This window comes from Mycobacterium sp. NTMscope_MAC_12, from assembly GCF_976985675.1.
The window spans coordinates 1781469-1800847 of the sequence record NZ_CDRJYY010000001.1; the positions used below are offsets into that span (position 1 = coordinate 1781469).

Here is a 19379-nt window from a genome sequence, read left to right on the forward strand (position 1 = left end):
TGACGCGGGGAAGCGGCTGACGAGCGCTTTGCTCGTCGCGCCACTCGGTCAATGACCGGCGATCATGCCAATTGGGGATGGACTCCGGGAATGAGCCCTGCGCCCGTGGCGACGCGTTGAAGAAGGCGGCGCAGCGTGGCGCGTTCTTTCGCGGACAGGGGCGCGGCTATCTCGTTTTCGAGGTCGCGGCCCTGCTCATGCAGTGCGGGCAGCAGGCGGCGGGCCTTGGCGGTGAGCGTGACAGCGACCGCGCGCCGATCCTCCGGGCGCGGCAACCGCTTTGCGAGCCCTCGCTGTTCAAGCTGGTCGATGACCACGACCATGGCATTGCGGTGGATCCCGAGGCGTTCGGAGAGCTGACGCTGGGACTGGCCGTCGGCGCTGGCCAGTGCCAGCAGAACTGCGTACGTGCGGGGATCGGCCCCTATCGATGAAAGGCGGCGCTGGAAGTCGCTGCTGACATAGGCGCCGAGCTGCGCGAGGAGAAACGGGATTCGTTCGTCGAGTTCAGCGATGCCGGAGTGGTGTTCACTCATCGGCTTGGGCAACGTCGGCTCCTCGAGTACTGGACTGTTTGCGCCGCAAAGCTTTACGTGTGAAGCGTTGCCGGCGCAAGGATTATCATCCTACAAGATCGTCATCGGCCGGTACAGCTTCTCCGCGGTTGCCGGTCGCGCGTAGTTCCCGTCGCGCTCGCTCCCCAAAAGAGCCCCTGCGCATAAGGGCGTCTCAGAGCAAGGCCTGCTGCCACGACAGGACGCGTTCGGCCAGTTCGGGTCCGCGGTCCTCTTGGATGAAATGACTGGCGTTGATGCGGGCGTGCGGCTGGCCCGCGGCGCCGGGAATGTGCTTGATCAGCGGTGTGTCCGCCTGCCCCAGGATGGGGTCGCGGGCGCCGAAGATGGCAAGGAACGGCTTGTCCCACCGGCCGAGCGCGTCCCACGCCCGCCTGTTGGCCGGAATCGCCGGATCGGTGGGCGAGGTGGGGACCAACTGGGGGAACGCGCGGGCCCCGGCTTGATACGTCTTGTCGGGGAAGGGGGCGTCGTACCCCGCCCGCACCTTCGAGGACACCCGGCGGACGGTCCCGGCGCCGACGATGCGGCCCGCGGGCAGCACGGGGGAGTAGCGCGCAAAGGCGCGCCAGGCGTGGAAGGCGGCCGGGGTGCGCCGTTGGGCGGTGGGCAGGAACCCGTTGGACACCACCAGCCGCCCGACGCGGTCAGGCTGCTCGGCGGCGATGCGCAGCCCGATCAACGATCCCCAGTCCTGCACGAACAGCGTGACATCGGTGAGGTTGAGGTGCTCGAACCACATCATCACCCATTCCACGTGCCGCTGGTAGGTGTAATCCTCGGTCCGGCTGGGCTTGTCCGAACGACCGAAGCCGATCAGGTCGGGCGCGAGCACGCGGTTCCCGGCGTCGGCCAGGGGCGTGATCATGGTGCGGTAGAGATAGCTCCACGTGGGCTCGCCGTGCAGCAGGACGATCGGGGGCCCTTCGATCGGCCCCTCGTCGAGGTAGTGCATGCGCAGCGGCCGGGTGTCGCTTGCTTTGACGTCGAGGTAGTGCCCTACGAACGGGTAGCCCTCCAGGTTTTCGAATCGGGAGTCCGGGGTTCGCAGCACATGCATATCAGCTCCTCCGGTGAACCGGCACCTCTGCTAGCCTCTCTCGCCGGCGCGCTTTCGTCTAGTGGGAGATTCATTGAGCTAGGCCGCGCAGGCCACTAAACTGGCTTATTCATGGCAATTCGGCGCGCGGTTCTGCTCATAGCCGACATCGGCGGTTACACGCATTACATGCAGTGGAACCGGACGCACCTTGCCCATGCCCAGCTGACGGTCGCCGGCCTGCTGGAGTCGGTCATCAACGCCGCCAAGGGTCTGAAACTCGCCAAGCTCGAGGGCGACGCCGCGTTCTTCTGGGCGCCGGACACCAACGCCAAAGTGGTGGTGTGCGAGCGGCTGTCACGGATGCGCACGTCGTTCCTGGAGCGGCGGGAGCGTCTGAAAAACGACATCGCCTGCCAGTGTGCGAGTTGCTCGCAGCTGGAGAACCTGTCGCTCAAGTTCGTAGTGCACGTGGGCGAGGTGGCGGATCAGAGGGTCAAACGCCATACCGAGCTCGCCGGCCTCGATGTCATCCTGGTGCACCGAATGCTGAAAAACACGGTGCCGGTTGCCGAATACGTGCTCATGACCGATCCCGTCGCGGCATGCCTCGACGAGCAGATGCGTGGGCTGTGCACACCCATGCTCCACGTGTTTGACGGCATCGGCGAAACGTCGACCCACTACATCGACCTCGCGGCGCTGCAGGTTCCGGCCGTGGCGCCCGAGCGCAACTTGTTGCGCCGACTCGGCGCGACCATGAAGCTCGAGTTCAACACCCTGCCGTTCACCCTGGGCATGAAAGAGCCCGCCGAAGGGTTCCGGAACCTGGGGCGAGGGGCCGAAGAAATCTCCGCGTAGCCGAAGGCCGCGCCCGCGGCGCTATCGAGCCGCGGCGAGGGCGCGGCCCATGCGCGACACGGCCTCGGTGAGGATGGCGCGCGAGGTGGCGAAGTTCAGTCGCACGTGCCCGGCTCCGCCCGTGCCGAACACGTGGCCGGAGCTGAGCGCCACCCGGGCGTGATCGAGGAACCAGCGGGCGGGTCCGGACAGGTCGGCCACCACCGCGAGGCCATCGCTGACCTCTTCGTCGACACCGAGTGCTCGGCAGTCCAGCCACGCGAGGTAAGTGCCTTGTGGCCATTGGTATTTCACGCCTGGAAGGTGCTCGGCGATCAACTCGCCCAGCAGTTTGCGGTTCTCGTCGAGGCCCCTCAGCGTCGCGTCGAGCCAATCGTCACCGCTGCGAAACGCCTCGGCGTGGGCGATGACGCCGAGGTGGCTGGGCCCGTGACTGACCTCCTCCGGCATCCGGTCCAGGTCGGCGGCCGCCTGCGGCCCGGCGATGGCCAGGGCCGCCTTCAGTCCGGACAGATTCCAGGCCTTGGACCCCGACGTCAGCGCGAAGGCGTTCTCCGCTCCGGGGACGGTCAGGAAGGGGGTGAACCGCGATCCCAGCAGGATGACGGGCGCGTGAATCTCGTCGGACACCACCCGGACGCCGTATCGGCGCGCGAGCTCGGCCACGGCGCGCAGCTCCTCGGCGGTGTGCACCGTGCCGGTCGGGTTGTGCGGATTGCACAACAGGTACGCCACGTTCCCGTGCGTCGCGCGGGCCCGGGAAAAGGCCTCCTCCAACGCGTCCAGATCGATCCGCCCATCGGCGAGCGGCGCTTCGATCACCCGGCGGCCGTCGTGCGCCACGAACGCGTAAAACGGTGCGTAGACAGGGGGATTGACGACGACGGCGTCACCGCGATCCGTGACCAGGCGCAGCACCTCGACGATGCCGAGCATGACGTCGGGAACGAGCGCGGTGCGGCCCACCTCCAGGTCATGCCACTGCCAGTGCCGCGCCGCGAACGCGCCGACCGCCTCCGCCAGCGCCGTGCCGCAGGGGTATCCGGTGTCGCCGTTGTCGATGGCCCTGCGCAGCGCGTCGGCCACCGTCGGCGGCAGGTTGACGTCCATCTCGGCGACCCACAGCGGTAGGACATCGGCGGGATGCGCACACCATTTCATGCTGGTCCGAAGCCGCAGTTGTTCGAGCGTGAGCTCCTCGAGGGGATTAAACGTCACTCGGGCAGATTAAGTGGCGAACGCGTGCTTTGGAATCGTCAACGGCAGGTCCACCGAGCTCAGCAGGCCCGGCTGGGCGGCAACGACATACGGCACGGCGTTGACGATGCGCATCGCGGTGGCGACCATGGCGCCCGCCCCCGAGGTCATGCCCGCGATTCCGGCCCGGCGGGGATCCCGCAGCGTCGCCGCCAGGGTGCAGTCGAGGTCGGGGTCGCCGGTGATCACGACGCGATAGGACAGATCGCCGATCCCGCGGGGCCAGTCGGGGGCCACGTCGTGGGCGAGCCGGGTGACGTGCTCGATGATGATGGCCTCCCGACCGTCGACCACGCCGATCGCCTGCATCCGCAGCGCACCACAGGTTCCGGCCTCGACGGTACCCATCGCGACTTCCAGCGTCCGGTTGGTGACGGCGCGATCGAAACTCTCGCGGACTTCCTGGACTTCGGCCCCCAACGCGTCGGCGATCAACCGGATCTGCCCCTGCCATTCGCCGGCGATCGCGCCGGGATAGCTGATCCAGGGTTGGTAGTCGAGCGGACGGCCGAAACCCAGCGCGTCGCTCATGATGTCGGGCACCCCGTAGTCGTCGTAGAGGCCGATCTCGAAAGAGTGGATCTTTTCGATGAACGACGACTGGGTGGACAGCACCAGCGGCAGGTAGTCGGCGGCGAAGCCCGGCTCGATCCCCGACGCGTACAGCGACGCCTGGCCCTGCTTGGCGGCGGCGACGAGTTGGTCGCGCCATTCCGCGGGTTCGTAGGCGTGCGGGTTGACCAGCCGCGTGGTGCTGGTCGTCACGACGTTGATCCCGGCCTCGAGCAGCCTGACGTAGTCGGGGATGGCCAACGCGTCGCGTTCCGGGCCGCTGGCCGCGTAGATGACGCAGTCGGGCTTCAGCGCGATCAGCGCGTCAGCGTCGTTGGTGGCTTCCAGGCCGATCGGCTCGCCCCCGGCCAGTTCGCCCGCGTCCTTGCCGACCTTTTCGTCCGAGTGCACCCAGACGCCGGCCAGTTCCAGATTGGGGCGCCGCGAGAGGGCGCGGATAGCGATTGAGCCGATGCCGCCGGTCGCCCACACCACCACGCGATGTGTTGTCATCTCGTTCCTCCTCAGGTTCATCCGCCCGCCGGCGGTGTAAGGCCAAGGGCCGCCGCGCTTTTCGTGTGTTCGCGACGTGCGTGGACGGTCCGCGCGCTCATGTTAGGAAAGCAAGCACTATCTTAACGAACAAATTTTAGGTTAGTCTGCAGCGGTGAGCGCCGAATCAAGATTTTTCCCGCCTCCGGGCGACGATTCGGGACCGCGCTGTCGCTGTGAGGTGGGCACTTCACCCGATCCTCGGCGGAGCGCGGGCGGGAGTTGATGTTCACGCTCAGGTTCGACATGCGCGCCCCCGGGTGGGGCGCGCCGCCCACCGATCTGTATGCGGCGGCCATCGACATGTGCGCGTGGGCGGAGACGCGCGGCGCCGTGATGTCGGTGCTTTCCGAGCACCACGGCGCCGACGACGGCCACCTGCCGGCGCCGTTGCTGCTGGCGTCGGCCATCGCGGCCCGGACCCGAACGCTGGCAATCCTGCTGGCGGCGGTGCCGATTCCGCTGTGGGACCCGGTCCGGCTGGCCGAGGAAATGACCGTGCTGGACCTGATCAGCCGGGGGCGGGTGTCCTATGTGTTCGGCGTCGGTCACCGCGGCGACGAGTACGACCACTTCGGCGCCGACATGGCCACCCGCGGGCGAAAGGCGGACGAAATCCTCGCCGTGCTCGGCCCGCTGGTTCGGGGTGAGGCCGTCGAATACCAGGGCCGCACGGTGCGTGTCACGCCCGCGTGCGCGTCGCCCAACGGGCCGATGATGCTCATCGCCGGGGGCGGCGAGGCCGCCGCGCGGCGCGCCGGCCGGCTCGGCCTGGGCTTCGTGTCCCAAACGGATTCGCCGGCCCTCAAGGATTTCTACGAGGCGCAGTGCCGGGCCCACGGGCATGAACCCGGCATCGTCCAGTTTCCCGTCCCCGGCCATCCCACAACGGTTTTCGTGGCCGACGACGTGGACCGGGCTTGGGATGTCCTGGGTCCGCACCTGGTGCACGACGCCGTGATGGCCGCTTCCTACCGCCCCGATGACGACTCGGTGGTCAGCATCACCCGGGCCGACAGCGTGGACGCGCTGCGCGACGAGGGCGGCCCCTACCGCATCTTCACTCCCGACGAGGCAACCGAGTACGTCCGTGGCGGCCGGCCGCTGCCACTGCACCCGCTGTGCGGCGGCATCGCACCCGACGTTGCCTGGCCCTATCTAGAACGCGCCGCGCGCGCCGCCACCCGCGCGCACGATTCAGCGGGGCCGCGAGAGTGAATTCCACGACGCCGTGGCGGCGTGTCGCGTCGCAGGATTCACCCTCGGCGCAGAACAGGTGAGGAGAAGCGCTATGCGGGTTGTCGTGTGGTCCACCGGCGGCGTCGGCAAGGTCGCGATCGACGCCGTCCGCCGACGCCCGGATCTGGAACTCGTTGGGGTATGGGTACATTCGGCGGACAAGGTCGGTCGCGACGCCGGCGAGCTGGCCGGCGGCGACCCGCTCGGCGTGACGGCCACCGACGACGCCGACGCCCTGATCGCCCTGGCCCCGGACTGCGTGGTGTACGCGGCCACCGGTCCGGAGCGCGACGGGGCGGCAGTGCCCGACTATGTGCGGCTGCTGACGGCCGGCATCAACGTCGTGTCGACGTCGTCGACCAGCCTGGTGCACCCGCCGTCGTATTTCGCCCCGGACTGGCGCGACCAGCTCGAGGCGGCGGCCACGGCCGGCGGCGCCTCGTTCTACGTGTCGGGCATCTTTCCCGGCTTCGCCTCCGATCAGCTCGCGCTGCTGATGACCACGCAGTCGAAGCACATCCAGACCATCACGGCCAGCGAGGTCGCCCTCAACGACCACTATCCGGTGGCCGACGTGATGATGAACGGGATGGGTTTCGGCCACCCGCTGGATTTCCAACCGATGCTCGCCACCCCCGGATTCATCGAAATAGCTTGGAAGGCACCGATATACCTGATCGCCAGCGGTCTCGGGGTCGAGGTGGTGCGCGGGTCGCTGGACCGACGGCTGACCGACCGCGACATCGAGGTGGCATTCGGCACCATCAAGGCGGGCACCTGCGCTGCCGTGCGGACGCGGGCGGCGGGCGTGGTGAACGGCCGCGAGGCCATCGTCATCGAGCACGTCATCCGGATGGCCCGCGACGTCGCGCCCGATTGGCCGACCTCGGAGTCCGACGCCACCTATCGGGTCGACATCGACGGCGATCCCGACGTGCACTGCGAGATGACGATGGGGGAGGCCGCGGGCCACGGCGCCGGGCACGCCGCCATGGCGTCGACGGCGATGCGGGTCGTCAACGCGATCCCATATGTGGTCGCGGCGCCCGCGGGCCTGCTCAGCTCGCTGGACATTCCCATGACGCTGCCGCTTTACGCCTTCGACTGAAGGTGTAACGTGCATCACCAAGATTAGGCCACCTAGGAGTCTGCCGTGTACACACTGCGCTTCGACATGCGCGATCCCGAATGGGCCGCGGCCCCAACCGATCTGTACGCCGCGGCGCCCGAAATGGCCGCCTGGGCCGAGGAGCACGGCGGTCTCGCCGCCGTGCTGTGTGAGCACCACGGCTCCGAGGACGGCTACCTGCCGTCACCGTTTTTGCTGGCCTCGGCGGTGGCGGCGCGCACCCAGCGCCTGGCGCTGAGCCTGATCCTGATCCTGCCGTTCTACGAAACCGTGCGCCTCGCCGAGGACATGGCGGTCCTCGACATCATCAGCAACGGGCGGGCGTCCTACATCTTGGCCCTGGGGTACCGGCCGGAAGAGTTCGAGCACTTCGGCGTGCCCATCAAGAAGCGCGGCCGCGTCTGCGACGAGAAACTCGCGCTGCTGCGGCGACTGCTCGCCGGTGAAACCGTGGTCGAAGACGGGCGGCGGATCACGGTCACGCCGCGCCCGCTGACCCCCGGGGGCCCCGGCCTGATGTGGGGTGGGGGAACCCTGGCGGCGGCCCGCCGGGCCGGCAGGTACGGCCTGGGCATGCTGGGCAACGCCAACGCGCCGGGCATCCGGGAGGCCTACGAGGAGGCCTGCCGCGAGCACGGCCACACGCCCGGCCCGACGATGTTTCCCGACCGCAACACCCCCTCCGTCGTGTTCGTCGCCGAAGACGTCGATCAGGCGTGGAAAGAGATCGGCGATCACCTGCTGCACGACGTGAAAACCTATGCCGCGTGGAACCCCGGCGACGAGACGACGGCCGGCTTCTCGCACGTGAACACCGTCGACGAGCTGCGCGAGACCGGCACGTCGCACGTGATCATCTCTGTCCCCGAGGCGATTTCGCGGGTAAAGGCCGGTCAGGTGCTCAACCTGTCGCCGCTGTGCGGCGGGCTGCCCCCGGACATCGCGTGGACCTATCTCAAGCGGGTGGGCGAGGTCGTGCTGCCCGAGGCTCTGTCGTAATTTTTCGTCGGCTAGCGCGGTTGGTTCGGGACGCCCGGGAATAGCTGGCCGGGCGGCTCGGTGGTCACCCAGCCGCCCAGCTTCGTCACCAGGTGGGGCGCGAAAACGGCGCCGTAGAGGACGTTTCCGATGACCACCACCGCGACGACGGACAGGATCGACGAGGCGACGCGGTTCTTCGCCCGGTTCTGAGCCCACATCTCGATGACGTTGCGCCCTTGGGCGTCGGTGCGGCCCAGCAGGTAGGTGAAGAGCATCATCTGGATGCCCATCGCCAGCGAGTCGTAGAGCGGGTACTGGTGCAGGGTGCCCTCGCGGATCGAGAGCCCGGGAATCACGCGGCCGTAATAGAACACGCCGAGTTTGGCGCCCAGGAACCCGTTGAAGAACAGCGCCCAGCAGAAGCCGACGACAAGGCCGACCACCAAGAGCGTTTGGGGCCTGCGCCAGTCGAACCGGGCGGCCACCCATCGCCCCAGCGCCGCGCCGGTCACGGCCGGCAGCACGAAGTAGGAGACGTAGCCGACGGGGACGAACAGCGGCAGCCCACCCCACGTCATGTTCAGCGGCCACCACGACGGCATCCGGGGGATGGCAGGCGGGAACTGCGCGTACATCGCCCAGTCGTAGGGGGCCTCGATCCACGAGAACGACATCGCCGAGATGCACAGCAGCAGAAGGGGGTGCACGCGCCGCTGGCGAACGCTCAGATAGATCCCCAGGGCGGTGAACGTGATGCCCCCGACGAGCGCGAAGTCGCTGGCCGCCTGCATCACCGGTGTCATCTGGGAGCTCACTGGTCGCGCCCTTGGCTGCGGCGTGCCTGGGGGTCGAAGCGCAGCACCAGCCCGAAGATCACGACGATCAATCCGAACAGCGTGCCCAGCATGATGACGGCGCCCACAGTCGCAACCCCTTCCGATTCGCGCTCGACTCGTTAGATAGTGCACACTATCCTAAAGGCAGTCAACCATCGGGTGAGGAGGCAGCGACGTGGCCCAGCGGCCGTCCACCACGAAACGCGGCGCGGCGTCGGCCTCGGTGCGCCGGCCCCGCGGGGCTCCGCGCCAGCTGTTGCTCGACACCGCCCGGGCCCGCTTTGCCCGCCAGGACTATCGCAGCACGACGACGCGTGAAATCGCCCAGGCCGCGGGGGTTACCGAGCACCTGTTGTTCCGCCACTTCGGCTCCAAGGCGGCGTTGTTTCGTGAGGCGCTCGTCCTGCCCTTTACCGATTTCGTCGAGGAATTTCGCCAGACCTGGCAGTCGGTCGTCCCGGAGGAGACCGACGAGGAGGAGCTAGCGCGTCGTTTCGTGGGGCAGCTCTACGACGTGTTCGTCGAACATCAGGGTCTGCTGCTGACCCTGATGGCTTCCGAGGCGCTGTCCGAGGAGGAAAAGGCCGACGCCGGCATCGCCGAGATCCGGCAGGCGGTCACGGCGCTCGGTCAGATCAGCGCCGAGGGCATGCACCTGCGCGGGCTGCGCTCGGACCATCCCGACCTGCCCGCCCACTCGACGGTCGCGATGATCGCCGGCATGGCGGCGTTGCGGTCGACCTACCTCGGGACCGAACCGCCGTCGAGGGAGACCATCGTCGACGAACTCATCCAGGCCATCTTGCACGGCTTCCTGCACAGGAACGGCTGAGCTCTCCAAAAGCCGCTCTACTCAGAGGAATTGGTTCATGACAGACACGAGCGCGATCGAGTTGTACTACGACCCCTTCGACTCCGCGATCGATGACAACCCCTATCCGGTGTGGAAGCGGATGCGCGAAGAAGCGCCGCTGTATTACAACGAGAAGTACAACTTCTACGCGCTGAGCCGCTACGACGACGTGGCGCGCGAGCTGCCCAACTGGCAGACCTACCGATCCGGCCGGGGCACCACCGCCGATATCTTGTTCGCCAATATCGAAGTGCCGCCGGGGATTCTGCTGTTCGAAGATCCTCCGTTGCACGACCTGCACCGGCGCCTGCTGTCGCGTGTTTTCACGCCCCGGCGGATGCTGGCCGTGGAGGATCTGGTGCGCGGATTCTGTGTCCGTGAGCTGGACCCCCTGGTCGGCGCCGGGGGTTTCGACTTCATCGCCGATCTCGGGGCGATGATGCCGATGCGGACCATCGGCTACCTGCTGGGCATCCCCGAGGCCGATCAGGAAAAGATCCGAGACCGCAGCGTCGCCAACATCGAATTGTCGAAGGACAGCGACCCCGCTGCGGTCGATGCGAACGTTTTCGCGAATTCCATTGCCCTGTTCGCCGAGTACATCGAATGGCGGGCCAGTCATCCCTCCGACGACCTGATGACGGAGCTGCTGCGGGCCGAGATCGACGAGCCCGACGGGACCCGGCGCCCGCTGTCGCGCACCGAGGTGCTGGCCTACACCGCGATGATCGCCGGCGCCGGGAACGAGACGACCGCCCGGCTCATCGGTTTCATGGGACAGCTGCTGTCCGACCATCCCGAGCAGCGCCGCGAGCTCGTCGCCGAGCCGTCCCTGATCCCGGGCGCGATCGAGGAGACGCTGCGCTTCGAACCCCCGTCGCCGGTCCAGGCGAGGTATGTGGCGCAGGATGCCGAGCAGTACGGCCGTGTGGTGCCCGAGGGTTCATTCATGTTGCTGCTCAACGGTTCCGCCAACCGCGACCCGCGGCGGTTCGCCGATCCGGACCGTTACGACATCCACCGGCAGGCGGGCGGCCACCTCAGCTTCGGGCAGGGCCTGCACTTCTGCCTGGGCTCGGCGCTGGCCCGGATGGAGGCGCGGGTGGCCTTCGAAGAGGTCCTCAAACGCTGGCCGGACTGGGAGGTCGACTACGCCAACGCCGAACGCGCGCACACCGCGAGCGTGCGTGGGTGGGCGCGCCTGCCCGTCGTGACGGGATAACTTTCGGCCCGTTCGCCCGCGAGCGTGACTGTGCGGTCACGCTCGGCGCCGAACGTGACTGTGGCGTCACGCTGGGCGCGGCTAAGGCGCCGCTAGGGCGCGGCTAGGGCGCGCTCTGGTCGACCAGCACCGCGCCGTCGGGCTGGTTTCCCAGCGTCTGCAACGGAATATCTTCGCCCTGGGCGGTGAGGCGCACGATCTGCGCCAGTTGCCTCGGGGCGTCGCACTGCAGATAGTGGTCGGCGCCCGGCACCAGCCAATACCGGTTGCGGCCGGGCTTGTTCCTCAGATACGTCTGCCACACGTGGTTGGGAACCCGCAACGGTGCCACGTTGTCGTGGACGCCCCACACCACGGTGGTGTTGACATCGCTCGTGGAAAGCGTTTCCAGCCAACTGGTTTCGTCGGCGGCGCGCTCGTTGAGGTATTGGATGGTGTCGGGCAGCACGCGGATTCCGTCGTTGTGGGCGAAGCATTTGGCCAAGGCGGCGATCTCCGGATCGTCCAATGTCCGTCGCGGCATGAACGTGCTGGCGCCCATCCCGGCCGCCAGCATCTCCGGTGTCGTCGCCGCCGCGGTGGCGCGCCCGGTCCCGGGATCGAGTAGCGCGGTCTGGAACGCGGTCAGATTCGAAAGTGGAAGGTAGATATTGGCATTCGTCACGATCAGGTCGGCGGGCACCGCGGGCGGATCAAGGGCCGCCAGCATGCCCAGCGCGACCATGCCGACGCTGCTGCCGCGGTCGTGGGTGAGCATGCGGTAGTCGGTGAGTTGCCACACCTCGGTGATGGCGTAGACCAGCAGCCGGGCGTCGTCGTAGAGCGAGTACACGTACGGCGCGGGCGGTTTGTCGGAGAGCCCGTAGCCGGGAAAGTCGAGCAGGTAGATGTCGAACTCCGCGGCGAGCTCGGCGGTCAGGGCGAAGTAGTCGATGCTCGACGTCGGGAAGCCGTGCACCAGCACCAGCGCGGGCGCGCCGTGGGTGCCGCACCGGCGGCTGAAAATCGCGACTTCTCTGGCATCGTTGGCCGCGGTGGTCGACCGCCAGCGAAGTTCGGTGCCGCCGTTTTGCCACTGCGCGAAGATGTCCAAGCTGTCAGCCTCTCAGAGGAGATCGCGGCAAACAACCGCGACGACTAAGGGCATGTCACGTGGAGGCCGAATCTCACGTCGCGCACACCGCTTTGCCCGGGCGTGGTCGCCTGGCCCGTGCCGGTGATCGTGTAGCTCTTACCGTCCTTGGTCGCCTGCACTTGCGTCGGCGAATTGGTTCCCTGATACGGCAGCTGATACTGGCCATTGTCGAGCTTGAGCGAAATCGCGAAGCCGTCCACGGTGGGGGGCCGTTCGTCCGAGACGGCCAGGGACACCGACGCCGCGTCGTCGTGCACGCTGATCCGGGTGGTGAGGTCTCCCGATTCCGGCGGCGACGCATTCGGTTGGGCCGCCGAGCTTGTGCAGTCGACCGCGGCGATGAGTGTGTGCTTGTTCCCGTCGATCATGACGGTCGTGCTCGTCAAGGCCGGAGTCGAAGTTGTGGGAGCGGCCGGGTGACTTTCCTTGCCGGAACAGGCCGGCAGACTCGCCCCCAGTGCCAGCGCACCGAGCGCGGCAGCCGCACGAACGATCCACCGCTGAAGGTTTGTCATATCGGTCCTCCGTTAGACGGTCATGAGGACTATAGAACCTGGCATCCTGATTCGATATGTGTTTATATAGACCAATGTCGAATCAAACCGGGTGTTGCCCCGCGCTGGGGGCGGCCGCCCTGGCCGAGCCGCAAGCCGCGCAGCTGGCGGCGATGTTCAAGGCGCTCAGCGATCCGGTGCGGTTACGGCTGTTGAGCCTGGTCGCCAGCCACCCGGGCGGTCAGGCCTGTGTTTGCGAGATCTCCCCGACATTCGACGTGTCGCAGCCGACGATCTCCCATCACCTGAAGACGCTGCGGTCTGCGGGGCTTTTGGATTGCGAACGACGCGGCACGTGGGTGTACTACTGGGTGGTCCCCGAAGCGTTGCAACAACTTTCGTCGGTGTTGCATGTTGACGCCCTGTCGGCCGCGGGATGCGGGTCATGAGCCAACCGGTAAACGCGCGGCTATCGACGTTGGATCGCTTCCTGCCGGGATGGATCGCGATGGCGATGGTGGTCGGCCTGCTGCTGGGCCGGCTTGTCCCGGGCCTGGGTAAAGCCGTGAGCGCCGTTCAGGTCGACGGGATCTCCTTGCCGATTGCGATCGGGCTGCTGGTGATGATGTACCCGGTCCTGGCCAAAGTGCGGTACGACCAGCTGGACACCGTGACCGCGGATCGCAAATTGATGGTGACATCGCTGGCGCTGAACTGGCTGGTTGGACCCGCGGTCATGTTCGCGCTCGCCTGGCTCCTGCTGCCGGATCTACCGGAGTATCGCACCGGGCTGATCATCGTGGGGCTGGCGCGCTGCATCGCCATGGTCATCATCTGGAACGACCTCGCCTGCGGTGACCGCGAAGCCGCCGCCGTCCTGGTCGCGCTGAACTCGATCTTCCAGGTTGTCATGTTCGCCGCCCTGGGCTGGTTCTATCTGTCGGTGCTGCCGGGGTGGTTGGGTCTGAGCACCACCGGAATCGACGTGTCCGCCTGGCAGATCGCGAAATCGGTGCTCATCTTCCTGGGGCTGCCGCTGCTGGCCGGGTACCTGTCGCGCCGTCTGGGCGAACGCACCAGGGGCCGCGGTTGGTACGAGGGCCGCTTCCTGCCCCGGATCGGGCCCTGGGCGTTGTATGGGTTGCTGTTCACCATCGTCATTCTCTTCGCGCTGCAGGGCCACCAGATCACCTCCCGGCCTTGGGATGTCGCCCGGATCGCGGTGCCACTGCTGGCGTATTTCGCGATCATGTGGGCGGGTGGATATGCGCTGGGGGTGCTGTTGCGGCTCGGCTATGCGCGCACCACAACCCTGGCGTTCACCGCCGCCGGCAACAACTTTGAGCTCGCGATCGCGGTGGCGATCGCGACCTACGGCGCCGCCTCGGGTCAGGCCCTGGCCGGCGTGGTCGGACCCCTGATCGAAGTTCCGATCCTGGTCGCGCTGGTTTACGTTTCCCTGGCCTTGCGCCCGCGGCTCTTTGGTGCGGCCGACAGTTCCCGGTCGAGCGCCGACAGGTCCAGCGTTCTGTTCGTCTGCGTGCATAACGCCGGTCGTTCTCAGATGGCCGCCGCGCTACTGCGCCACCTGGCCGGCGACCGCATCGACGTCCGTTCCGCCGGGACGGAACCCGCCGATCAGATCAACCCCGCGGCGGTGGCCGTGATGGCCGAATGGGGCATCGATATCACCGACGTCCCGAAAGCGCTTGACGCCGACGTGGTGCGGACGAGTGACGTGGTGATCACCATGGGCTGCGGTGATACCTGTCCGTTCTTCCCGGGCGTCTCGTACCGCGATTGGCCCCTGCTCGATCCCGCCGGCCAGCCGGTCGAGACGGTGCGGGCCATTCGCGAGGACATCGCCGAGCATGTGTATGCCCTCATCCGGGAGCTGCTCGGGATCACGATGACGATCGATGTACCCGCCACGAAAGGACTCTCAATGAAGAAGTCAAGCCGCTGATTCGGTGATCGGGGGTGAGGCGGGTTGCCAGTTGCGGTTGTCGCGGATGAGGGCATAGAGGACGTTGGTGCGGCGTCGGGCCAGGCAGATCGTTGCCGGGATCGGTCGTTTGCCTTGGTCTCGTTTGCGCTGGTAGTAAACCCGGGACTGCGGGTCGCAGCGGATGGCCGTAAGTGCGGACGTGTACATCACTCTGCGCAGGCGGCGGCTGTAGCGCTTGGGGGTGTGCAGTCGTCCGGTGCGTTTTCCCGAGTCTCGAGACACCGGTGCCAGCCCAGCCCAGGCGGCGAGCTGGTCGGCCGATCCGATATGCGCGGGATCGCCGACCGCGGCCAGAAATTCAGCGCCGAGCCGAAATCCCATGCCGGGCAGGCTGATGATCACCTCGGCGAGTGGATGGCGGCGAAATCGGTCCTCGATGTCGGCATCGGTTTGTTTGATGCGGTCATCGAGGGCAATCACCCCCTGCGCCAACTCGGCAACCAGCCCAGCGGCGACGTGTTCGCCGGACAGGCGAACTGTCTGTGTTTTGGCGGCAGCCACCGCAGCCGCTGCGATCGTGGATGCGTTGCGCACCCCGGCGTCGGTCAGCATCCGGGTCAGCCGCGAAACACCGCTTTGACGAATGGCTTTCGGGCGTTGGTAGCGTGTCAGCAGCACGATCCAGCCACGGTCAGAGGTCGGTTGGGCGGCGCGTTCCAACGCCGGACACACCGCAACGAGCTGTTGACGCAACCGGTTGATGGTGCGGGTACGGTCGGCCACCAGATCCGCGCGGTGGGCGGTCAGCATCCGCAGTTCGGTGATCAGGTGGTCATCGGGATGCAACACCGGCAATCGCTACCGCGCATGCGGGATTGGTCGGCGATCACCCGGGCGTCTTTGGCGTCAGCTTTGCCTTCACCGCCACGGTAGGTGGCCGAGGCCTGCCATACCTGCCGGCCCGACAGATAGCGCACCGACTTGCCCAGCGCAGCCAGCACCATCAGCAGCAGACTGGCATACACCGTGGTCAGGTCTACTGTCCAGGACACTTGCGCACCCAACGCGTCGACCTCCGCAACAAGCTCACGGATCTGCCCCTCGTCGTTGACCAGCTTGCGCGACAACACCACGGCGCCGCTGTCGTCCACTACGCACACCCAGTGCTGTTCATTGCCGACATCTACACCAGCCCATACCTGGCCCGCCGTCATCGAACCCCTTTTCGCTTGTCTGCCAAAATAATCCCCACGGACGACCCCGCCAGCATTTCCTTAAACGAGCGATCACATCGCAGATCTCAATCAGCGGCCCGAGGAAGTCCAGGCAGGCCGGGCGGCCAGTCCTTTCAAGCTGCACCATCAGGCCAGCGAGATAACGCAAAGCCTCACCCGACCCACCCGGGTCACAGCACAACGTAGCAACACGAAGCAACTGCACCTACGAACTTAAGGACGGTAACCATGTCGCGTATTCAACTGGCCCTCAACGTCGACAACCTTGACGAGGCGATCACGTTCTACAGCAAGCTTTTTGACGTCCAGCCGGCCAAGATCAAACCCGGCTACGCCAACTTCGTCGTTGCCGACCCACCGCTCAAACTGGTGCTGCTGGAAAACGCCGGCCACGGCGGCACCCTCAACCATCTCGGGGTCGAGGTCGCCTCCAGCGACGCCGTGCTCGCCGAGAACAGGCGGCTCGCCGAGACGGGACTGCTCACCGACGAAGAGGTCGACTCGTCCTGTTGCTACGCCACCCAAGACAAGGTGTGGGTGAGCGGACCGGGCGGTGAGCGCTGGGAGATCTACACCGTGAAGGCCGATTCCGAGACGTTCGGGCCCGCCGACGAATCGCAGCCCACCTGCTGCGCCTCGTAGGCGCCGATGGTGGACAGCGGATCCTACGTGGCGCCGCCGGACGGGGGATGGAGTTCGGCGAGGGCCTGCAGGTTCTCCAGGTAATGCGGCAGCGAGGTGTGGCGGAACGCGGCGCTGACGATGGTCGCGCCGTGCGCGGCGGTCTCGCCGACGAGGTCGCGGGTCCGTTCCGGCTCGCCGATCGGATCCAGCAGCGCGGGAGGCGGCAGAACGACGGCGAAACCGGGGCCGAACTCGAAGCGGCTCAGCCAGTCTCGCGCCTGGCGCAGGTTCACGTTGAACGGTGCCCACCCGTCGGCGAGGGTGGCGGCGCGGCGCAGCGATCGCAGCGTTTGCCCGCCGATCCAGATGGGGACGTGGTCCTGCGTCGCGCAGGGATCGACGACCATGCCGCCGAAGGAGTAGAACTCGCCGTGGTATTCGGGTTCGGGTGCCGACAGTGCGGCGCGCAGGGCCCGCAGGGCGTCGTCGGCGCGCCGACCGCGGTCGTCGAACGGCGCGCCGAGCAGATCGAACTCGGCTTTGAGGCTGCCCACGCCGACCCCCAGGATCACCCTGCCGCCGCTGACCTGGTCCAGGGTGCCGTAGCGTTTGGCGATCTCGAGCGGGTGGTGGTAGCCGAGCACCAGCACGTTGGTGGCCAACCGAATTCGTCGCGTGCGCGCGGCAAGGTAGCCGAAGGTCGCCAGCGGGTCCCAATAGCGGGTGCCGCGGCGGTCCGTCTCGGCCGCGGGCAGCGCAATGTGCTCGCTACAGGTCAGGTGGTGGTAGCCGAGCCGATCGGCGGCCTCGGCGATCTGCGCCAGGTCCTCGATGGTCGCGTTCTTTTCCCAGTCGCCGCTGCTCTGGGGGAACATCGTCACGACCGGGGTGGCCACCGACAGTTTGGCCGGCCGGCCGGTCATAACGTGCTCTTCCCAGGATGATTCATACCGGGGTAGATTCTAACAGTGCTCGAATCTGGCACGAGTCGACCGGCCGCTGCGAGTAAGCGAGGGTCGCGATGACGGCCGCGGTGCGCCGACCCTATGGCGAACTCGACCGCGCGCGCGTGGTGGCGTCCCTGCGGGATTTGGCCTGCCGCGTCGGCGTGCAGGGCGTGACGATGCGCGAGTTGGCGGCCGAGCTCGGCGCCGCGGTGCCCTCGGTGTATTACCACGTGCCGGGCAAGCAGGCCTGCCTGGATCTGCTCGCCGAATCGGTGCTGGCCGACATCCCGGTCATCGAGACGGGGCCGTGGGACACCCGGCTGGCCGAGCTCTACTGCGCCGCCCGCGAAGTCATCCTGTCGGTGCCCGGCATCGCGGGCGTCCTGCAAACCGGCGGCGGCGGCGAGTCGGCCCGTCGGCTCGACACGCTCAGCCGATCGCTGCTCGCCGAGGCGGGCCTGACCAAACCGGTTGCGGCGGCGGCCCATTCGGTGTTGTACACCTATCTGCTCGGCTCGGTGGGCCTGCAGGAGACGCGGCCCGGGCAACGAGGGAAGCGCCAGGCCGCCAACCACTTTCGCGCGGGCCTCGAGGTGATCATCGCCGGAATCAGGGCCTCGCTACGAGGAGGAACGGATCGGCGATGAGCATTGCCAAACCCACGCTGGTGAAATCCCTGGTCCCACAGAACCTGGACACCGCGGCCGACCGCGACGCGGCCGCCGTGCTGGACCCCGACACCTTCGTCACCGGCGCCCCGTACAACGCGATGACGAGGCTGCGGACCAGCTCGCCGGTACACCCGGTGCAGCTGCCCGGGTTGCCCAGGGCGTGGCTGTTGACCAAACACGCCGACGTGCGCCTTGTCAGCCGCGACACGGACACCTTCAGCAGCAGCAAGGGCAACACACTGGTGGAGGCCGAGGCCGGCCCCAACTCGGCGATGCTGCCCGGCATCGATCCGCCGCGTCACATCCACTTCCGCAAGCTGATCAACCAGGGCTTCACCGTGCGCAACGTGCAGCGGCTGGAGCCGCGGATGCGGCTCGTGGCCCGCGACATCGTCGACTCCATCATCGACAAGGGCGAATTCGACGCCGTGACAGACATTTCCGCCGAGATGTCGCTGCAAGTGATCGCCGACGTGCTCGGCGTTCCCGCCGAGGACCGGATGGACGTCTTCCGCTGGAGCAACGCCATCGGCAGCCTGGGCATCGAAGATCCCGACTACGCCCCCACGCCGGAGGCGCTGGGCCAGGCCGCCGCCGAAATGTTCGCCTACTGCGGGGAATTGGTGGAGCATCGGCGCAAGCACGGCCTCACCGGCGACATCTTGTCGGCGCTGCTCGCCGCGGAGGTCGACGGCGAAAAGCTCAACCGGGACCAGCTCAACGAGTTCTTCCTGTTGCTGGCGATCGCCGGCAACGAAACGACCCGCAACACGTTGAGCCACGGCATCCTGGCGCTCGCCGAGCACCCCGAGCAACAGGCGCTGCTCGCCCGCGATCCCGCGGCGATCAAGCCCGCGGTGGAAGAGCTGTTGCGCTGGGCGACCCCGGTGATGCACTTCCGGCGCACCGTGACCCGCGACGTCGAGATCCGCGGGCAGCGAATCCCCCCCGGCGACTGGGTGCTGATGCACTACCTGTCCGCCAACCGCGACGAGGACGTCTTCGACCGGGCGGACCAGTTCGACATCACCCGCCCCGACGCCGGTCACGCCGCATTCGGGGGCGGGGGAGTGCACTTCTGCCTCGGCGCGCAACTGGCCCGGCTCGAGCTGCGCGTCATGCTCGAAGAGCTCTATCCGAACGTGCCCGGCCTGGCCGTCACCGGACCGCCCGACCGGCTGCGCTCGTCGTTCTTCCACGGCATCAAAAGGCTGCCGTGCACAACGTGA

The 19379-nt window shown here is 67.3% G+C and carries 19 protein-coding genes and 1 pseudogene; 11 read left to right on the forward strand and 9 right to left on the reverse strand.

Going from position 1 to position 19379, the window contains the following annotated elements:
- Positions 1 to 62 precede the first annotated feature (62 nt).
- Together AC0KS4_RS08210 and AC0KS4_RS08215 are read right to left on the reverse strand one after the other, a co-directional pair.
- Positions 63 to 548, reverse strand: coding sequence for a MarR family winged helix-turn-helix transcriptional regulator (locus AC0KS4_RS08210; protein ID WP_238957780.1), 486 nt, complete (start codon positions 546 to 548; stop codon positions 63 to 65).
- A gap of 181 nt (positions 549 to 729) precedes the next feature.
- Positions 730 to 1635, reverse strand: a complete 906-nt coding sequence (locus tag AC0KS4_RS08215) for a haloalkane dehalogenase (RefSeq protein WP_225329519.1) — start codon at positions 1633 to 1635, stop codon at positions 730 to 732.
- A 111-nt stretch (positions 1636 to 1746) separates the two neighbouring features.
- Between AC0KS4_RS08215 and AC0KS4_RS08220 the strand changes: the two genes are divergently transcribed.
- Positions 1747 to 2475, forward strand: a complete 729-nt coding sequence (locus AC0KS4_RS08220) for a DUF2652 domain-containing protein (protein ID WP_238957781.1) — start codon at positions 1747 to 1749, stop codon at positions 2473 to 2475.
- A 21-nt stretch (positions 2476 to 2496) separates the two neighbouring features.
- On the opposite strand, the gene AC0KS4_RS08225 is transcribed toward AC0KS4_RS08220, so the two are convergent.
- Positions 2497 to 3636, reverse strand: a complete 1140-nt coding sequence (locus AC0KS4_RS08225; protein ID WP_275254772.1) for a MalY/PatB family protein — start codon at positions 3634 to 3636, stop codon at positions 2497 to 2499.
- A gap of 66 nt (positions 3637 to 3702) precedes the next feature.
- Complete coding sequence (locus AC0KS4_RS08230; protein WP_238957783.1) at positions 3703 to 4797, reverse strand: NAD(P)H-dependent amine dehydrogenase family protein; 1095 nt, start codon at positions 4795 to 4797, stop codon at positions 3703 to 3705.
- A 264-nt stretch (positions 4798 to 5061) separates the two neighbouring features.
- On the opposite strand from AC0KS4_RS08230, the gene AC0KS4_RS08235 reads away from it, so the two are divergent.
- The 3 genes from AC0KS4_RS08235 (at position 5062) to AC0KS4_RS08245 (ending at position 8203) form a co-directional block, all read left to right on the forward strand.
- Positions 5062 to 6054: an LLM class flavin-dependent oxidoreductase gene (locus AC0KS4_RS08235; RefSeq protein WP_238957784.1), complete on the forward strand. Its 993-nt coding sequence runs from the start codon at positions 5062 to 5064 to the stop codon at positions 6052 to 6054.
- Positions 6055 to 6127: 73 nt separating this feature from the next.
- On the forward strand, positions 6128 to 7183 hold the full coding sequence (locus AC0KS4_RS08240) for an NAD(P)H-dependent amine dehydrogenase family protein (protein ID WP_238957785.1): 1056 nt from the start codon (positions 6128 to 6130) through the stop codon (positions 7181 to 7183).
- A 45-nt stretch (positions 7184 to 7228) separates the two neighbouring features.
- On the forward strand, positions 7229 to 8203 hold the full coding sequence (locus AC0KS4_RS08245) for an LLM class flavin-dependent oxidoreductase (protein ID WP_238957786.1): 975 nt from the start codon (positions 7229 to 7231) through the stop codon (positions 8201 to 8203).
- A gap of 11 nt (positions 8204 to 8214) precedes the next feature.
- Here AC0KS4_RS08245 and AC0KS4_RS08250 read toward each other — a convergent pair whose 3' ends face one another.
- Positions 8215 to 9000, reverse strand: a complete 786-nt coding sequence (locus tag AC0KS4_RS08250) for a spirocyclase AveC family protein (protein WP_225329526.1) — start codon at positions 8998 to 9000, stop codon at positions 8215 to 8217.
- A gap of 196 nt (positions 9001 to 9196) precedes the next feature.
- Here AC0KS4_RS08250 and AC0KS4_RS08255 point away from each other — a divergent pair, with 196 nt between their 5' ends.
- Positions 9197 to 9853: a TetR/AcrR family transcriptional regulator gene (locus AC0KS4_RS08255; RefSeq protein ID WP_238957787.1), complete on the forward strand. Its 657-nt coding sequence runs from the start codon at positions 9197 to 9199 to the stop codon at positions 9851 to 9853.
- Positions 9854 to 9890: 37 nt separating this feature from the next.
- Positions 9891 to 11096, forward strand: a complete 1206-nt coding sequence (locus AC0KS4_RS08260; RefSeq protein ID WP_238957788.1) for a cytochrome P450 — start codon at positions 9891 to 9893, stop codon at positions 11094 to 11096.
- Positions 11097 to 11199: 103 nt separating this feature from the next.
- On the opposite strand, the gene AC0KS4_RS08265 is transcribed toward AC0KS4_RS08260, so the two are convergent.
- Both AC0KS4_RS08265 and AC0KS4_RS08270 read right to left on the reverse strand, forming a co-directional pair.
- Positions 11200 to 12189, reverse strand: coding sequence for an alpha/beta fold hydrolase (locus tag AC0KS4_RS08265; protein WP_238957789.1), 990 nt, complete (start codon positions 12187 to 12189; stop codon positions 11200 to 11202).
- Between the two features lie 44 nt (positions 12190 to 12233).
- Positions 12234 to 12746 carry a lipoprotein LpqH gene (locus tag AC0KS4_RS08270; protein WP_238957790.1) on the reverse strand — a complete coding sequence of 171 codons (513 nt, stop codon included), beginning with the start codon at positions 12744 to 12746 and terminating at the stop codon, positions 12234 to 12236.
- Positions 12747 to 12820: 74 nt separating this feature from the next.
- Here AC0KS4_RS08270 and AC0KS4_RS08275 point away from each other — a divergent pair, with 74 nt between their 5' ends.
- Entirely contained in the window at positions 12821 to 13174 is a 354-nt protein-coding gene (locus tag AC0KS4_RS08275; RefSeq protein ID WP_238957791.1) for an ArsR/SmtB family transcription factor, read from the forward strand.
- The gene (arsB, locus tag AC0KS4_RS08280; RefSeq protein WP_425326376.1) at positions 13171 to 14691 is read left to right on the forward strand and encodes an ACR3 family arsenite efflux transporter; all 1521 of its coding nucleotides are present in this window, start codon (positions 13171 to 13173) and stop codon (positions 14689 to 14691) included. The genes AC0KS4_RS08275 and arsB overlap by 4 nt, the downstream gene beginning before the upstream one ends.
- Here arsB and AC0KS4_RS08285 read toward each other — a convergent pair.
- A pseudogene (locus tag AC0KS4_RS08285) lies at positions 14680 to 15887 on the reverse strand (IS110 family RNA-guided transposase). The gene arsB and the pseudogene AC0KS4_RS08285 overlap by 12 nt on opposite strands.
- A gap of 249 nt (positions 15888 to 16136) precedes the next feature.
- On the opposite strand from AC0KS4_RS08285, the gene AC0KS4_RS08290 reads away from it, so the two are divergent.
- Positions 16137 to 16550 carry an ArsI/CadI family heavy metal resistance metalloenzyme gene (locus tag AC0KS4_RS08290; protein WP_238957793.1) on the forward strand — a complete coding sequence of 138 codons (414 nt, stop codon included), beginning with the start codon at positions 16137 to 16139 and terminating at the stop codon, positions 16548 to 16550.
- Positions 16551 to 16573: 23 nt separating this feature from the next.
- On the opposite strand, the gene AC0KS4_RS08295 is transcribed toward AC0KS4_RS08290, so the two are convergent.
- On the reverse strand, positions 16574 to 17455 hold the full coding sequence (locus tag AC0KS4_RS08295; protein ID WP_238957794.1) for an LLM class F420-dependent oxidoreductase: 882 nt from the start codon (positions 17453 to 17455) through the stop codon (positions 16574 to 16576).
- A gap of 98 nt (positions 17456 to 17553) precedes the next feature.
- On the opposite strand from AC0KS4_RS08295, the gene AC0KS4_RS08300 reads away from it, so the two are divergent.
- Together AC0KS4_RS08300 and AC0KS4_RS08305 are read left to right on the forward strand one after the other, a co-directional pair.
- Positions 17554 to 18126 (forward strand): TetR/AcrR family transcriptional regulator C-terminal domain-containing protein, encoded by a 573-nt coding sequence (locus tag AC0KS4_RS08300; RefSeq protein ID WP_238957795.1) that lies wholly within the window; start codon positions 17554 to 17556, stop codon positions 18124 to 18126.
- The gene (locus AC0KS4_RS08305; protein ID WP_238957796.1) at positions 18123 to 19379 is read left to right on the forward strand and encodes a cytochrome P450; all 1257 of its coding nucleotides are present in this window, start codon (positions 18123 to 18125) and stop codon (positions 19377 to 19379) included. Before AC0KS4_RS08300 ends, AC0KS4_RS08305 begins: the two co-directional genes overlap by 4 nt.

Excerpts from the sequence above, each read along its gene's own strand:
- AC0KS4_RS08300 (WP_238957795.1), top strand. The coding sequence starts at position 17,554 with ATGACGGCCGCGGTGCGCCGACCCTATGGCGAACTCGACCGCGCGCGC.
- AC0KS4_RS08230 (WP_238957783.1), bottom strand. The coding sequence starts at position 4,797 with ATGACAACACATCGCGTGGTGGTGTGGGCGACCGGCGGCATCGGCTCA.
- AC0KS4_RS08215 (WP_225329519.1), bottom strand. The coding sequence starts at position 1,635 with ATGCATGTGCTGCGAACCCCGGACTCCCGATTCGAAAACCTGGAGGGC.
- AC0KS4_RS08260 (WP_238957788.1), top strand. The coding sequence starts at position 9,891 with ATGACAGACACGAGCGCGATCGAGTTGTACTACGACCCCTTCGACTCC.
- AC0KS4_RS08235 (WP_238957784.1), top strand. The coding sequence starts at position 5,062 with ATGTTCACGCTCAGGTTCGACATGCGCGCCCCCGGGTGGGGCGCGCCG.
- AC0KS4_RS08295 (WP_238957794.1), bottom strand. The coding sequence starts at position 17,455 with ATGACCGGCCGGCCGGCCAAACTGTCGGTGGCCACCCCGGTCGTGACG.
- AC0KS4_RS08225 (WP_275254772.1), bottom strand. The coding sequence starts at position 3,636 with ATGAAATGGTGTGCGCATCCCGCCGATGTCCTACCGCTGTGGGTCGCC.
- arsB (WP_425326376.1), top strand. The coding sequence starts at position 13,171 with ATGAGCCAACCGGTAAACGCGCGGCTATCGACGTTGGATCGCTTCCTG.
- AC0KS4_RS08275 (WP_238957791.1), top strand. The coding sequence starts at position 12,821 with ATGTCGAATCAAACCGGGTGTTGCCCCGCGCTGGGGGCGGCCGCCCTG.
- AC0KS4_RS08270 (WP_238957790.1), bottom strand. The coding sequence starts at position 12,746 with ATGACAAACCTTCAGCGGTGGATCGTTCGTGCGGCTGCCGCGCTCGGT.
- AC0KS4_RS08290 (WP_238957793.1), top strand. The coding sequence starts at position 16,137 with ATGTCGCGTATTCAACTGGCCCTCAACGTCGACAACCTTGACGAGGCG.
- AC0KS4_RS08240 (WP_238957785.1), top strand. The coding sequence starts at position 6,128 with ATGCGGGTTGTCGTGTGGTCCACCGGCGGCGTCGGCAAGGTCGCGATC.
- AC0KS4_RS08305 (WP_238957796.1), top strand. The coding sequence starts at position 18,123 with ATGAGCATTGCCAAACCCACGCTGGTGAAATCCCTGGTCCCACAGAAC.
- AC0KS4_RS08220 (WP_238957781.1), top strand. The coding sequence starts at position 1,747 with ATGGCAATTCGGCGCGCGGTTCTGCTCATAGCCGACATCGGCGGTTAC.